This is a genomic window from Arthrobacter sp. 01T419, from assembly GCF_056398865.1.
The window spans coordinates 32,814-46,147 of record NZ_JBFTQF010000022.1 but is presented as its reverse complement, the minus strand read 5'-3'; the positions used below and the strand labels follow the sequence as shown (position 1 = coordinate 46,147).

The 13,334-nt window shown below is 63.6% G+C and carries 11 protein-coding genes; 2 read left to right on the top strand and 9 right to left on the bottom strand.

Going from position 1 to position 13,334, the window contains the following annotated elements; translation table 11 throughout:
- Nucleotides 1–493 precede the first annotated feature (493 nt).
- Complete coding sequence (dctA, locus tag AC1DLO_RS21635) at nucleotides 494–1,804, bottom strand: C4-dicarboxylate transporter DctA (protein ID WP_476891734.1); 1,311 nt, start codon at nucleotides 1,802–1,804, stop codon at nucleotides 494–496.
- A 56-nt stretch (nucleotides 1,805–1,860) separates the two neighbouring features.
- The gene (locus AC1DLO_RS21630) at nucleotides 1,861–3,000 is read right to left on the bottom strand and encodes a PrpF domain-containing protein (protein WP_476891733.1); all 1,140 of its coding nucleotides are present in this window, start codon (nucleotides 2,998–3,000) and stop codon (nucleotides 1,861–1,863) included.
- A 125-nt stretch (nucleotides 3,001–3,125) separates the two neighbouring features.
- Here AC1DLO_RS21630 and AC1DLO_RS21625 point away from each other — a divergent pair, with 125 nt between their 5' ends.
- The gene (locus tag AC1DLO_RS21625; RefSeq protein ID WP_476891732.1) at nucleotides 3,126–4,067 is read left to right on the top strand and encodes a LysR family transcriptional regulator; all 942 of its coding nucleotides are present in this window, start codon (nucleotides 3,126–3,128) and stop codon (nucleotides 4,065–4,067) included.
- 85 nt (nucleotides 4,068–4,152) lie between these two features.
- On the opposite strand, the gene AC1DLO_RS21620 is transcribed toward AC1DLO_RS21625, so the two are convergent.
- The 6 genes from AC1DLO_RS21620 to AC1DLO_RS21595 form a co-directional block, all read right to left on the bottom strand.
- Nucleotides 4,153–5,751 (bottom strand): alpha-N-arabinofuranosidase, encoded by a 1,599-nt coding sequence (locus tag AC1DLO_RS21620; RefSeq protein ID WP_476891731.1) that lies wholly within the window; start codon nucleotides 5,749–5,751, stop codon nucleotides 4,153–4,155.
- Nucleotides 5,752–5,844: 93 nt separating this feature from the next.
- Complete coding sequence (locus AC1DLO_RS21615; RefSeq protein ID WP_476891730.1) at nucleotides 5,845–6,942, bottom strand: Gfo/Idh/MocA family protein; 1,098 nt, start codon at nucleotides 6,940–6,942, stop codon at nucleotides 5,845–5,847.
- The gene (locus tag AC1DLO_RS21610; protein WP_476891729.1) at nucleotides 6,927–7,643 is read right to left on the bottom strand and encodes a ThuA domain-containing protein; all 717 of its coding nucleotides are present in this window, start codon (nucleotides 7,641–7,643) and stop codon (nucleotides 6,927–6,929) included. Before AC1DLO_RS21610 ends, AC1DLO_RS21615 begins: the two co-directional genes overlap by 16 nt.
- 57 nt (nucleotides 7,644–7,700) lie before the next feature.
- A complete protein-coding gene (locus AC1DLO_RS21605) occupies nucleotides 7,701–8,597 on the bottom strand; it encodes a carbohydrate ABC transporter permease (RefSeq protein WP_476891728.1) in 897 nt (298 codons plus the stop codon).
- Nucleotides 8,594–9,568 (bottom strand): carbohydrate ABC transporter permease, encoded by a 975-nt coding sequence (locus AC1DLO_RS21600; protein ID WP_476891727.1) that lies wholly within the window; start codon nucleotides 9,566–9,568, stop codon nucleotides 8,594–8,596. Before AC1DLO_RS21600 ends, AC1DLO_RS21605 begins: the two co-directional genes overlap by 4 nt.
- Nucleotides 9,569–9,571: 3 nt before the next feature.
- Nucleotides 9,572–10,882 (bottom strand): ABC transporter substrate-binding protein, encoded by a 1,311-nt coding sequence (locus tag AC1DLO_RS21595; RefSeq protein WP_476914605.1) that lies wholly within the window; start codon nucleotides 10,880–10,882, stop codon nucleotides 9,572–9,574.
- 133 nt (nucleotides 10,883–11,015) lie between these two features.
- Between AC1DLO_RS21595 and AC1DLO_RS21590 the strand changes: the two genes are divergently transcribed.
- A complete protein-coding gene (locus tag AC1DLO_RS21590; protein ID WP_476891725.1) occupies nucleotides 11,016–12,071 on the top strand; it encodes a LacI family DNA-binding transcriptional regulator in 1,056 nt (351 codons plus the stop codon).
- Between the two features lie 28 nt (nucleotides 12,072–12,099).
- Here AC1DLO_RS21590 and AC1DLO_RS21585 read toward each other — a convergent pair whose 3' ends face one another.
- On the bottom strand, nucleotides 12,100–13,212 hold the full coding sequence (locus AC1DLO_RS21585; protein WP_476891724.1) for a CopD family protein: 1,113 nt from the start codon (nucleotides 13,210–13,212) through the stop codon (nucleotides 12,100–12,102).
- Nucleotides 13,213–13,334: the final 122 nt, after the last annotated feature.

The following is a 13,334-nucleotide window of genomic DNA, read 5'->3' as shown; positions in this document are numbered from 1 at the left end:
TGATCCGACCGGCGGCGGTCGGGCACGCTGGATGATGAGGTGGAAGCCTGCGCTGAACGCGTTCGCGATCACCTTCGCCGGCCGGTTCGAAAGAACCACTCACTAATGAAACCGGCCGGATCCACACACCGTTTATCGGACAGTCCCCGAAATAGGGGTGAGTCGGTATGCGCTTCATTTCGGCGTCGGAGCGCCGCTCGGTGTCTGCATAAGTTCGTCCGGAGTGGCCTGCTGCAAGCCGGGTCATCGTGTTCCCTGGATTGTTTTTGGTTCCGTTTGATCCGGTCGCTTGGGGATGGGGCGGGGGCAGTGTGCCTGCTCCCCGCCCCCTTGGCATCGGACCCGGGCTCCTGCGCCCGACTTTCGGGTTACCTGTTGCGATGGAGTATGCAGGGTCTGGTGTCCGATGCGGCTTCGTGGGGGCCCGCGAAGGCAGCTGTTGGGCGAGTCAGGCTCCAGCCCTGGGGAGTAACCTGGCTCGTCATGGGCTCTCTCAGTGGGCCAGGGCTGGTTCCGTGAGCTGGAGTTTTTCCGCCTCGGTGGGCACGAAACCTGCTTTTAGCTCGGACTGGAGCTTCTCGGTGTCGAGCGCGTGCTGCCACTTGGCTATGGCGACGCACGAGACGATGTTGGCCACCGTGCTGGTGAGGGCGCGGGCTTCGCTCATGAAGCGGTCGATGCCGACGATGAGGGCCACGCCGGCAACCGGCAGCGTGGGCATGATCGTCAGGGTCGCGACGAGGGCGACGAAGCCGCTGCCCGTCACGCCCGCTGCACCCTTGGAAGTCAGGAGCATCATCCCGAGCATGAGCAGGATCTGGTCCCAGCTCAGATGGATGTCGCAGGCCTGGGCTATGAACATCGAAGCGAGCGTGAGATAGACCGCGGTGCCCGTGAGGTTGAAGGAGTAGCCGGTCGGGACCACGAGGCCGACGACGCCGCGGTCGCAGCCAAGGCGCTCAAGTTTGGTGAGCAGACGAGGAAGGACGGGTTCGCTTGAGGATGTGGCGAGGACGATGAGGAACTCATCGCGGAAGTAGCGCAGGATCCGCCAGAGGCTGAAACCCGTCAGTTTCGCCAGGATGCCGAGGGCGACCAGCACGAAGACGATGCACGCGGTGTAGAAGGCGAGGATCAGCATTCCAAGGTTGCCGATCGAGTGGGCTCCGTACTTGCCGACCGTGAACGCCATGGCGCCGAACGCCCCGATGGGAGCGACCTTCATGAGGTAGCCGAACACGACGAACAGCAGTTTGTTGAAGCTGTTGACCACGTTCAGGGCCAGCTGGCCCGGTGCGCCGAGTTTGCTGAAGGCGAAGCCGCAGAGCAGCGCGATGACCAGTACGGGCAGGACTTCGCCGTCGGCGAAGGCTCCGATGAAGGTGGTGGGGATGATGCTCAGCAGGAAGTCCGCCGGGTTGCTGCTGGGCAGCTGGGTTGTGTACTTCGAGGCGACCGAGGTATCGAGGTGGGCTGGGTTGATGTGCATGCCCACGCCAGGCTGGAAAAGCATGACCGCGCCCAGGCCAATGGCCAAGGCCACCAACGTGAGCACGTAGAACAAGCCCAGCGAACGGATCAGGGTCGGGCCGACCTTCTTGGTGTCGGTCAGGGAGGTGATGCCGCTGACGATGGTGCAGAAGACGATCGGCGCGATCATGAACTTGACGAGCTTCACGAAGCCGTCGCCGAGGGGCTTGAGGGAGGAACCGAGGTCGGGCCACAGCGCTCCGACGAGGATGCCGAGCGCGACGCCGATGAGTACCTGGACATAGAGGTGTCCGAGGATGGATTTGATCTTCATTGAACAACTTCCTGGGTGAGTGCCCTATTCATGATGGCAGGGGCAGGTTGTGGGTGCTAGGCCGTCTGTGGCACAGGCTGTGCGACGTCGATGTCGGCGACGGCGAGTTGGCGGGCCACCCTGTGGAGGGCGACCTCGCTGACGTGACCGTTGTCGTCTGTGACGACCTCGGTGGTGATGACACCGGCGGGGGTTCCGATGCGCAGAAGCCGACGCCCTTGGTGAGCGCTGTCTGCCGGGCGCAGCGCTTTGGCCACTACCGATCCAGGCAGGGCAGCAGCGAGGGAGACTGCAACGGCCGAGGTCAGGCCGATGGCGGGGTGGGGCGCGAGCATGGAGAGCATCCGCACCCGCAGGTCGTGGCTGTCGGCCGCGAAGCTCGTTCCGTCGGCCGCGGTGTAGTCGCCCGGCGCTGCCACGACGCCGACCTTTGGGACGGCATTCTGCGGAGGATCTTCGGGCTTCCTCAACCCCATCATCAGACCGGCCGCCGCCCGAGCTGCCACGAGCCTTGGCAGGTGCTCGGACAGATTGCCGGTCATCGAGGATAGGTCGATGCCTGCCTCGTCAGCCGGAATCAGCACCGAGGGCGCGCCGGCGTCAACCAGAGTCGCCGTAAGAATAAGCCCGTCAGCAGAGACTTTGTCGGCTGCCCTCCCCGTCGGCAGAACCGCGCCCGTGGTCCGCCCCCACGGGGCGTGAAACGAGAGGCTCACGGGAACGCCCAGCGCGCTGCTGCCCGGAACACTTGCCAGGCCCGACGTCGGGATGCGGCCGCTGGGGGTCGCGATCGTGCCGCTCAGCACGGCTCCGGTGTTGAGGTTGCGCATTCTGACCCTCGTTGTTCCGTTGCGGGGAGGGACGATGCCCGACTGGACGGCGTACAGGGCGATCGCCGTGGCGCAGTTCCCGCAATTGGAACCGAGTTCCACGGTGGGGTCCCCGATCCCGACCTGGGCGAAGAGGTAGTCCAGGTCCGCCGGCCCCTCGGGAGTGGCCCCGACCACCGCGGCCTTCGACGTCGTCGAAGTGCCGCCGCCGACGCCGTCGAGCTGGCGGGCATCCGCTGCGCCGAAAGCATCGGCCAGCAGGGTGCGGATCTCCTCGCGGCTCCCGGCGTGGCGGGCCACGTCTTCGGAGTCGAAGAGCCAGCACTTGCTCGTGCCGCCCCGGTACCAATGACCGCGGAGTTGCATGGTCTTTTTCCTTCACGTGTCGTGGTCACGCCTCACGGCGCCTGCTCCTTCTACGATCCACGCCCCGAGAGTTCAGCACAATCACAGGATTCTCGACTGCCCTTCACTTTTGCTAAACTCAATCCATGGCCGACCTTGACCTGCACCGACTCCATCTGCTCCGCGAGGTAAGCCGTTCCGGCTCACTGACGTCCGCCGCGACGGCCCTGTCCTTCACGACGTCAGCCGTCTCCCAGCAGATCGCGAAGCTTGAACACGAAGTGGGCGTCGCCCTGATTGACCGCCATCCAAGGGGCGTCGTGCTCACCGATGCAGGTCAGGCGCTCCTGCGATATGCGGACGAGATCGACAGGACAATCGAGGCCGCTCGGGCGGAGATGGGCGAGTTCGCCGGGCTGAGGCGAGGCCAACTGCACATGGGGACGTTCCCCACCGTTGGGGCTTCCCTCATGCCTGACGTCGTGCTCGCCTTCCGCGCGCGTCATCCGGAGGTCGCCGTCACGGTGGTCAGCGCGCGACGGGACGGCCTGCTCGAACGGCTGCGGCGAAGGGACATCGAGCTCACGCTGCTGTGGGACTACCCATGGGAGCGCATCGAGGACGAGGACCTGAACGTTGTTCGGCTCATGGATGACCCCACCATGCTGCTCGTACCGTGCGACCACCCTGTCGCGGCGCGTCGCGCCGTGCGGATCGACGCGCTGAGAGACCAGGAGTGGATCGTCCGCGACGAACACCCCGTGGCCGATGTCCTCCGACGGGTCTGCCACGATGCCGGCTTCGAACCGCGTATCGCCTTCGCGGCCAACGACTATCAAGAGACGCAGGGCATGGTCGCCGCGGGCATCGGCATCGCCCTGGCCCCGCAGCTCGCCCTGAGTGCGCTCCGTCCAGACATCATCGCCATTCCACTCGCCAGCTCCCCGACGCGGAGGATCCTCCTCGCCCACCTTGCCAACCGCAGGCTCAGCCCCGCCGGCCAGCAAGCCGCATCCGTATTCCGGTCAACGGCGAAGCGTTTGCAAACCCCCGCAAGGGCAGCACGCAACCCCGTTAGCAGTACTTAACTGGGTCTTGGCAAGTGTGCTCACGGCCATGGATCAGGCCGCGCCTATTCGTTCCCCGAGCGCGTACCTGTTGCCGTATCACTGCTCAGCAGTTGAGGCACGGCTTGCTGCCCATGGTTGAAGCGGTGGCCACCTCGGCGGCAGCAACAGTCCCGGGCATCTGACCGGCCAGTGCGCCGCGAACCGTGGCGAACGAGTGGGCCGGCAGGCGGAGTACCAGCTGGCTGTCGCGTTCCTTCACCTCCAGCGGACGGGGTGCGACGGCGTAGGGATGGGCAGGCGCATTGAAGGCTGCGACGCTGTCTCCGCCGAGCACCAGGGCCTCCACGTGCTCCAGCCGGCCGCCACGCAGATCCAGGACCACCTCGCTCTCATCCTCCAGCCCAAGATTGGCCACCGAGATGAGTACCTGGCCATCCTTGGTGCTGGCAGACGCAGTAAATGTCGGGAGCTGGGCACCATCCAGCTCATGCGGGGCGCCGGAGTCCATGTGCGTGTGCAGCACCGCGGCGTCCTGGTGACCGGCGTTCATGGCGAAGACGTGGAAGGTGGGGGTCTTGACCAGGGCGCCGCTCTCCGGGTCGGTGAGCAACATGGCCTGAAGGACGTTGACGGTTTGGGCGATGTTGGCCATGACCAGGCGGTCCGCGTGGCGGTGGAAGGAGTCGAAGTGGATGGCCGCCACCAGGGCGTCCCGCATGGTGTTCTGCTGATACAGGAAGCCGGGGTTGGTGCCGGGCTCCACGTCCCACCACGTACCCCACTCATCCAGGACCAGACCCACTGCTTTGTGCGGGTCGTAGACGTCCATCATGGTCGAGTGGGCACTCAGCAGAGTCTCGATCTGCTGGGCTGCCTTGACGGTCTTCCAGTACTCTTCCTCGCTGAATTCGGCGGCAGAGCCCTTCGCGTCCCAGTGGCCGGACATTGTGTAGTAGTGCAGGGAAATCCCTTGGTATGGGAATGCCTTGCGGTCCACACCTCCCTTGTCATGCAGCGCCTCCATCAGGGCCTTGGTCCAGGCCACGTCATCGGCGTTGGCACCGGCCGCGATCCGGTACACCTCGTTTCCATTGTGGGAACGGACGAACGTGCTGTACTGCCGGGCCACATCTGCATACGCCTCTGCGCGGAAGTGGCCACCACACCCCCAGGGCTCGTTGCCGATGCCGAAGAAAGGGACCTTCCAGGGCTCGTCCTGGCCGTTCTTCCGGCGGAGGGCGGCCATCGGTGAATCATCGGCGCGGGTGAGGTATTCGACCCATTCACTCATTTCCTGGACGGAGCCGGAACCCACATTGCCGTTGACGTAGGCGTCCGCGCCGAGCATCTCGCAGAGGTCCATGAACTCATGAGTGCCGAAGGAGTTGTCCTCGACGACGTCGCCCCAATGGGAATTGACCATGCGCGGGCGCTGCCCACGGGGGCCGACGCCGTCACGCCAATGGTATTCATCGGCGAAGCAGCCGCCCGGCCAGCGCAGATTGGGGATCCGGAGTTCGCGCAGGGCTTCCACGACGTCATTCCGGATACCCCGGGTGTTGGGAATCCCGCTGTCCTCCCCCACCCAGAAACCGCCGTAGATACAACGGCCCAAGTGTTCAGCGAAATGGCCGTAGACATGACGGCTGATAGTGGGGCCCGCGATGTCCAGGTTGACGACGAGCCGGGGCGAAGATGCCATGGTCAAACTCTCCAAAGTCTATGAGTAGATTCAGCTAGGTTTCCGGACGATGAGCCGGAAGAGGGTGCGGTGCGCCATACGCGATTCGCGCGGCTACCAGGTGTCGGGTGCCGCGCCAAAGGGCACGACGGCCGGCCTGTCGACCGTGCTGTCCACGTCAATGACCCGACGCTCTTGACTCGCGCGCGTGATGGCATCCATGACCTCCAGGACGTGGAACGCTACCCGTCCGGAGGCCCGATGTGGGCGGTCTGTCTCGATGGCTCTGGCCATGTCTGCGAGGCCGTAACCTCGCCCGGCGTCCTCGTAACCAGCAGAGGTTGGCACCTCACGCCGTTCCGGTTCTTCCCTGGTCACCAGTTCGACGGGGTCGGAGAATCGGTTCGGGTCGGGGACAGCGATGGTGCCATCGGTGCCGTAGATCTCGAAGAGCGGTGTCCGGGTGGCCCAGACTTCGAAGCTGACCGTGATCGTGGTGGTCACCCCGTTCGCGTGCTCGAGGATCGCGCTGACATGGGTGTCGATCTCCACGGGAATCGGAGTGCCGGCCAGGGGGCCGGTCTCGACGGTTCGCGCACGGTCGGACCTAGTGGCCACTCCCGATACGCGGAGGACCGGTCCGAAGAACATGACGAGGCTGGTCAGGTAGTAGGGACCCATATCGAATAGTGGGCCGCCGCCGGGTTGGTAGTAGAAGACTGGTGACGGGTGCCAGCGTTCGTGTCCCGGTGCGGACCAGTGAACTTGCGCCGCTACCGGCGCGCCGATGGCACCTGAGTTGAGAAGCTGCAGGGCAGTCTGGACGCCCGTGCCGAGGACCGTATCGGGGGCACTACCGACTCGAAGTCCCAAAGAGTCGGCAAGCTCCAGCATGGGGAGGGCTTCTTCCGGGGACAGCGCAAGGGGCTTCTCGGCAAAGACGTGCTTGCCGGCGTGGAGCGCCCGCGTCCCGACTTCGACGTGCGCTGCGGGGATGGTCAGGTTGATGATCGAGTCGATTCGGTCGTCGGCGAGGAGCTCATCGACTGTCAGGGCTTCAACACCCTGCTCCGCCGCGACCTCGTGCGCACGTTCTTCGTTGATGTCTGCGACAGCGACGAGCTTGAGACCGGGCAGCTTCGGGAGGCTCTCGAAGTACTGTTCGCTGATCTTTCCGACGCCGATCACTCCGACGGTTAGCGGGACGCCCACAGCAGTCCCCTTTCGATGATGGTTTTGACGTTCGGGTTCTCGAGGATGTCGACACGGTGGCCGGGCGTAGAGACGAAGATGCGGCCCTCGCCCCACTGCCTGGTCCAGATGGCGGGTGAGGTGATTTCGCGTTTCCACGGATCCCAGGGCCGGACGGCTTGGGTGGTGGTCGCTAGCACGTCGTTGTAGTCGTCGTGGAGTACCCAGTACTGCTCAGTGGTCAGCTCGAAGTTGGTGATGCCTTCGGTGATGGGGTGCGAGGCTGCCGCTTCGGTCATGTTGATGGTGTGAGGACGGTAGTTGTCGGACTGATCGCCGGTGAGCTCTCCGGGAGCTTTGCCGGGGTGCGCAGCGAACTGGCCTCCGATCAACTGCAGATAGTCGGAGTTGTTGCGATAGGAGTCGGCGATGCCGCCATGCCAGCCTGCGAGTCCCGTTCCCGCTTCGACGGCGGATCGGAGACCTTCGAACTCTTCCTTCTGGATCGAGGTCATCGTGTTCGACTGGACGATGAGGTCGAGCGAGGGCATGTAGGAGCTGTCAGCATAGACCGCGGGTGATTCCTCCACACGCACCGTGTAGCCGCGCGCCTCGAGGAACGGGATGAAGAGGTTTGTGGCCTCGACGGGCTGGTGCCCGTCCCAACCGCCGCGCACGACAAGTGCGGTTTTGGTCGTAAATATTGGATCAGGGGTACTCATGTTTTCCTTGCTGCCGCCATGCGACATAGTTCGTTGATGCGTTCTTACGGGCGTCGCTCAGCGGCTGGAAAGCGACCCGCCGATTCCGCCGACCGAGAAGTGCTTGTTGAGGAACGCGAACAGGATGATCGGCGGGAGCATCATCACGACGGCGACCGCCATGACGAGTCCCCAGTTGGTGGCATTCTGCTGGAAGAAGGATTCCAAGCCGACCGGAAGGGTGTAATTCGGGTCGGACCGGAGGAACACGACGGCGATGAGGTAATCGTTCCAGGCCAGGAGGAACGAGAAGATCGCGGTTGAGAGGATGCCCGGCAGGGAGTTCCGGAGGACGATGCGGGTGAACGAACCGAAGATCGAGGCACCGTCTATCCAGGCGGCTTCTTCGAGAGCGATGGGGATGGAGTCGTAGTAGGCGGCCATCATCCAGATGGCGACCGACATCGTGGCACCGACGTAGATGATCACGACGCCAAAGAGGCTGTCGACCAACCCGAGGTTCGCGAACAAGATGAAGAGCGGTATCGCCGAGGTGACGACAGGCAGGGACTGCACGACGAACAAGATGAGCGAATATCCCGACACGAGCCGGTTGCGGGCCCTGGACAGAACGTAACCGGCGGGAGCCGCGACCGCGACGGCGACAACGACGGTGAAGGCGGTGATGACAAGGCTGTTGCCGAGCCAGGTCAGGACCGCCGTCTGCGTGAAGATGTTCCCGAAGTTCTCGAAGGTGAGACCCTCTGCATTCGAGCCGAGTGACGGTGTCAGCGACAGTCCGAAGACGGCGACGATCGGGACCAAGACGACGGCGGTCATGAGCAGGATCAAGACGAAGCGGGGCCACTTGCCTCTCTGACGGATGTCCTGAGAGGCCTGGCGGTCGGCCGGAGTCCCGCTCCTGTCCCTGGGTCCCGTTCGGACTGCTTCTTGGGGAGCACTGGTCGTTATCATTCGACGTTGACCTTTCGGATCTGGCGGTAAAGAACGACCGAGATCACCACGAGGACGAACGTCATCAAGAACGCGATGGCGACGCCGGGCCCGGTCTGGAAGTTCTGGAACACAGTGAGATAGGCGAGGAGGACCAGCGATGTCGTCGCATGTGCCGGACCCCCGCCGGTGAGCAGGAAGATCGTCGGGAAGTCGTTCACGCAGAAGATCGTCATCAGAATCCACGACACAAACGTCGTGCGCGCAATCAGCGGGAGTGTTATGAGCCGGAACGACTGCCACCCTGTCGCCCCGTCGACCTTCGCCGCCTCGTAGACGTTCGTGTCGACTGAGGCGAGAGCCGACGACATCATCATCATCATGAACGGGAACGAAATCCATACTTTGAAGAGACAGACGACGACCTGCGCAAGCATCGGGTCTGCCAGGAAGAGCACGTTTCCGAAGCCTAGATGCTCCGCGATCACCGGAAGCGGGCTCTGGGGTGTTGCAACCAGCCAGTTCCACGACGTCGCGGAGACGACCGTGGGAACGATCCACGGCAGGAGAAGCAGTACCTTGAACAGTCCGCCGGCCGGTATGTGGGTGCGTAGCAGCAGGCTCAGCGCGAGTCCGACGAGCCAGGAGCCGAACACCCCAACCACCGTGAAGACGACGGTGAAGGACGTCGCCGACCAGAACGAGGGCTGGGCGAGTACGTCGCCGAAATTCTTCAATCCGACGAAGGGCCCGGTTTCGAGAAGGGTTCCGTCATGGAGTGCTTGAATCAAGGCATAGACGAGCGGGTAGACGTTCAGGAGCAGGAGGAGGATGAGCGATGGTGCTGCGAATGCTATGAATGTCCAGGTGCGCGGTGTAAACCGTTTCCTGGCCCGACCGGCGGGCGCCGGACCGGGCTTGCGTCCCGCCCCGGCCGGTCCGACCCCACGGCGTGCGCGTTTGACGCTCTCGGCGATGCTCGTGGATGTCATGGATCAGTCCTTGATGAGCGACGTCAACGTCGACTGGAATGTCGTCAGGGCGTCCTTCGCAGACTTACCCGAGAGAACGTTCTGGCCGAAGTCGGAGATGGCAGGGGTGCTGTCGACGTAAGAGATGTTCGAGAAAAGGGCGGTTCCACCGGGCGCCGCCCAGGTCTTGGYGATGGGCTGCCACATCTTGACGATCTTGACTGCGTTTGGGTCCGACTGGAATTCCGGGGTCGCCGCGATTGATTTCAGAACCGGGAGGCCGATGCCGGTGTTCTGGGTCCATAGGGCCTTCATGTTCTGGTAGTAATAGGTCATGAACGCCTCCGAGCCTTTCTGGCTGGGCGTGTTCTTGTACATCATGATGTTGTTCGGGAAATACAGGGCGCCCTTTTTGCCGCTGGCGCTAGTGAGCGGATCGCCGACCACCAACTGCGATGAGGACGCTCCACCGACATTGGCCGCGAGGTTGGGGACGTCGAAGCCCATGCCGAACTTCTCGGCCTTCCACTGCGAGTTCGCGTTCGTCGCCGTATAGCTGATGGCGGCAGGGTCCATGTAGCCCTTGCTGATGTTCTCGCGCACGAACTCGAGCGCTTCGATGTTCGCGGCGGTCACCAGATTCGGCTTGCGCTCCTCGTCAAAGATGCCGCCGCCGTTGTTGATCATCAGGCCCACGATCATCTGGAAGGCGTTACCGCCACTGGCGTTGCCGTTGGCCGCGAACCCGTACACGTCGATCTTCTTCAGAGCGGCCGCTGCGTCGAGGTAGGACTGCCAGTCGGTGGGAGGAGTCGCGCCCGCCTTTTCGAGGAGCTCCTTGTTGTACCAGTTCACCCGCATGTCAAGGTTGTACGGAACCGCGACGTATCCGGCGTCGGTCTTCATCGTGTCGAGGACTCCAGGAAGGAAGTCATCGTAGATGCCATTGGATTTCCAGCTCTCGATGAGGCCGTCCGCGGGAGCGATAAAGCCTTGCTTGGCGAATTGGAACGCCTGGGTTCCGCCGCCCGAGGAGATGGCGGGCCCGGTCTTCGACGCGAGCGCAGACGAGAACGTCTGGTTGAAGTTTGCCCACTGGATTGCCTGATAAGTCGCCGCAGGAAGCCCAGACTCCGGCTTGTAGCCAAGGGTGATCTTGCTGTCAAGCGTGTTGAACGCGGGAGTACCCCAGGGCATGTTCCAGAACTTCAAACTGGCACTTGCCCCACCGCCGCCGCCCCCAGTCGAGCAGGCCGCAAGAGCGGCGACGGCCGCGCCGGTTCCGACAAGGCCCAAGAAGCCTCGCCTCGATGTCGTAAAACGTGAAGTCTCCATCGACTTTCCTCCTCGACCCGCCACCGGGTCATCGACTATTGAAAAGTTGCGCAATTTTCAAATATCCTTTTGCGCAGAGAGAGTATACATATCGCAATTTTGAGATCAAAGGAAAATTTTTTTGCGCAAAAACATGAGCCCCGCAGCGGATGGCAAGAATCCGACCTTGGCCGACGTAGCAGCCGCGGCCGGCCTCAGCACACCGACGGTGTCAAAGGTGCTCCGCGGAGCGACAGACGTGTCCTTCGCAACGCGTGAACGGGTGGTCCGGATCGCACAGGAGATGGGCTACGCGAAGACCAAGGGACCCCGCCCGGTGGGTCGCTCGCTCGCGGCCACACCTCGCCTCGTCGACCTTGTAGTGAGCAACATCGAAGGCTCATGGGCCAACAGCATCCTCACTGGCGTCGAAGAAGCCGCGGCGGTCGCGGACTGCGACGTGGTCCTCACCATCGCCCGCGCGGGCCGCGACTGGGTGAGCCGGCTCCTGCGCCGCCCGTCAACCGGAGCCATCGTCGTCCTGGTCGATCCCACGTCGACACAGCTAAGTGCACTCGATACGGCTGGCATTCCCGTGGTCCTCGTCGATCCGATGAGCCCTGCTCCGCGAAGTACCGCAAGCGTGGGCGTGGCGAACTGGGAAGGTGGACGGATTGCGGCGGAGCACCTACTGAGCCTCGGGCACAAGCATTTCGCCCTCATCGGAGGAGTGAAGAATCACCTCTACAGTCGAGCGCGCCTCGACGGTTTTCGCTCTGCATTGTCGGCCATGGAACTGCACGTCGAGCCTCGCTTGGTCGGCGCTGCCGATTGGAACCGTGACGAGGCACGCGATTTCGCCGTCGACGTCCTGAGCCGCGAGGACAGGCCTACGGCCATCTTCGCAGCGTCGGACCTGATGGCTCTCGGCGTCTACGACGCCGCGCGCTACCTCGGGCTCAACATCCCCGGGGACGTCAGCGTCGTCGGATTCGACGACATTCCCGAAGCAACTTGGGCGACACCACAACTGACCACTGTGAGGCAGCCTATTCAGGAAATGGGAGCGACCGCCTTTCGCATGCTCCTGCGCCTAACGAATCAGAGAGAAGGCATCGACGTAACCACGGAGGGGCCCAGGGTTGAGCTCGCAACAAGGCTCATCACACGGGGTTCGACCAGCTTCCCCCGAGCTCAGGCGGACACGTAACTGACGGGTCTTACCCGCCGCGGCACCGCTAGGCATGGGCGGCAATCCGGCGTCGGGCCAGTGCATCCGAGGCCTTCGCAGAGGCGTAGAGAGAAGCCGCCAGCGTGAGGGAGAGGACAACGCCGGCGGTGACGAGGCCTGCGTCAACCGGCGGGGCGCCTTGGCCCGTCGCCTCGACGCGGGCCGACCCGTTGAAGAAGGTAATGGCTGTCAGTACGCCTACACCGAGGGCGACCTCGGTCCAGACGACCTTCGGGAAGTGACCAAGGGTCAGGTGTACGAGGGAGGCGGCCGGGTCGGCGTGACGGGCCAGGGCGATGCGTGGCATCAGCCAGAACGAGTTCACGGCGCCGGCAGCGATCATGCCCAATACCAGAATGATCTTGACCAGCAGGATCAGTCCATTGGTCGTGGTCCATAGCTGCGGGATGCTGCCGATGTGCTGCCAGGTCAGCCACAGGCCAGAGATCAGTACCGCTCCGACGCTTATCAGTGCGACAAAGCCGAAACGCCGCCACATGTCCGCCCACAGCAGGCCGGCGCGATCGCTCAGACTGCGGCGGGTGCCGGCCAGGACGACGAGCAGGGCCAGACCGCCGAGCCAAACGCCGCCACTGACAATGTGGGTTTGCAAGAAGACCTTGGTTAGCAGAGCCTCTGTGGTCGCGAAGGGGGCCGGCGGTACGAGCCTGATCAGCGTCGCCGCCAGGGCGAGGGGCAGCGCCGTCAGCGCCAGCCTGTCCAGCCGGCGCCGTGCGCGTGGGCTGAAGAGGGCGATCAGCAGGGCGGAGGTCAGGACGATAATGAGGCTCTGCACCAGGAAGAGCGTGCCCTCCGAAACCCAGTTGCCCGGCTTCGCGGGCGCACTCATGAAGGCCCATATCTGTCCGGGTTCCAGGGCATCGCCGTACGGCGCCCCCTTCCCCGACTGGGCCACGAAGACCGCGAGCTGGAAGTAGGCGGTGACGGCCAGGAGGACCCCGGCCCACGCCAGGGAGGTCGCAGTCCGGCGACGCAGGGTCTCGACATCGCCACCCTCGTTGCCAGGTATCCGCAGTGCCGGGCGTACCACCGCCGCGTACGTCACGGTGGTGCCGATGGCCGCGAACAGGCCGACGAAGTAGCCAAATAGAGACAGCATTTGCCAAAGCGGAGGGACGGTATAGACGGTCGCAGATGCAGTGAGGTAAGAGTTCATGACGTTCATCGTATTGTCTACAGTTGACGATTATGCGAACGTACGGCGATGAAACCAAGTCATGT

Bases quoted from the DNA above. Each gene is read 5' to 3' on its own strand.
- AC1DLO_RS21630 (WP_476891733.1), bottom strand. From the start codon at position 3,000: ATGCAACTCCGCGGTCATTGGTACCGGGGCGGCACGAGCAAGTGCTGG.
- AC1DLO_RS21590 (WP_476891725.1), top strand. From the start codon at position 11,016: ATGAGCCCCGCAGCGGATGGCAAGAATCCGACCTTGGCCGACGTAGCA.
- AC1DLO_RS21600 (WP_476891727.1), bottom strand. From the start codon at position 9,568: ATGACATCCACGAGCATCGCCGAGAGCGTCAAACGCGCACGCCGTGGG.
- AC1DLO_RS21620 (WP_476891731.1), bottom strand. From the start codon at position 5,751: ATGGCATCTTCGCCCCGGCTCGTCGTCAACCTGGACATCGCGGGCCCC.
- AC1DLO_RS21625 (WP_476891732.1), top strand. From the start codon at position 3,126: ATGGCCGACCTTGACCTGCACCGACTCCATCTGCTCCGCGAGGTAAGC.
- AC1DLO_RS21605 (WP_476891728.1), bottom strand. From the start codon at position 8,597: ATGATAACGACCAGTGCTCCCCAAGAAGCAGTCCGAACGGGACCCAGG.
- AC1DLO_RS21610 (WP_476891729.1), bottom strand. From the start codon at position 7,643: ATGAGTACCCCTGATCCAATATTTACGACCAAAACCGCACTTGTCGTG.
- AC1DLO_RS21585 (WP_476891724.1), bottom strand. From the start codon at position 13,212: ATGCTGTCTCTATTTGGCTACTTCGTCGGCCTGTTCGCGGCCATCGGC.
- dctA (WP_476891734.1), bottom strand. From the start codon at position 1,804: ATGAAGATCAAATCCATCCTCGGACACCTCTATGTCCAGGTACTCATC.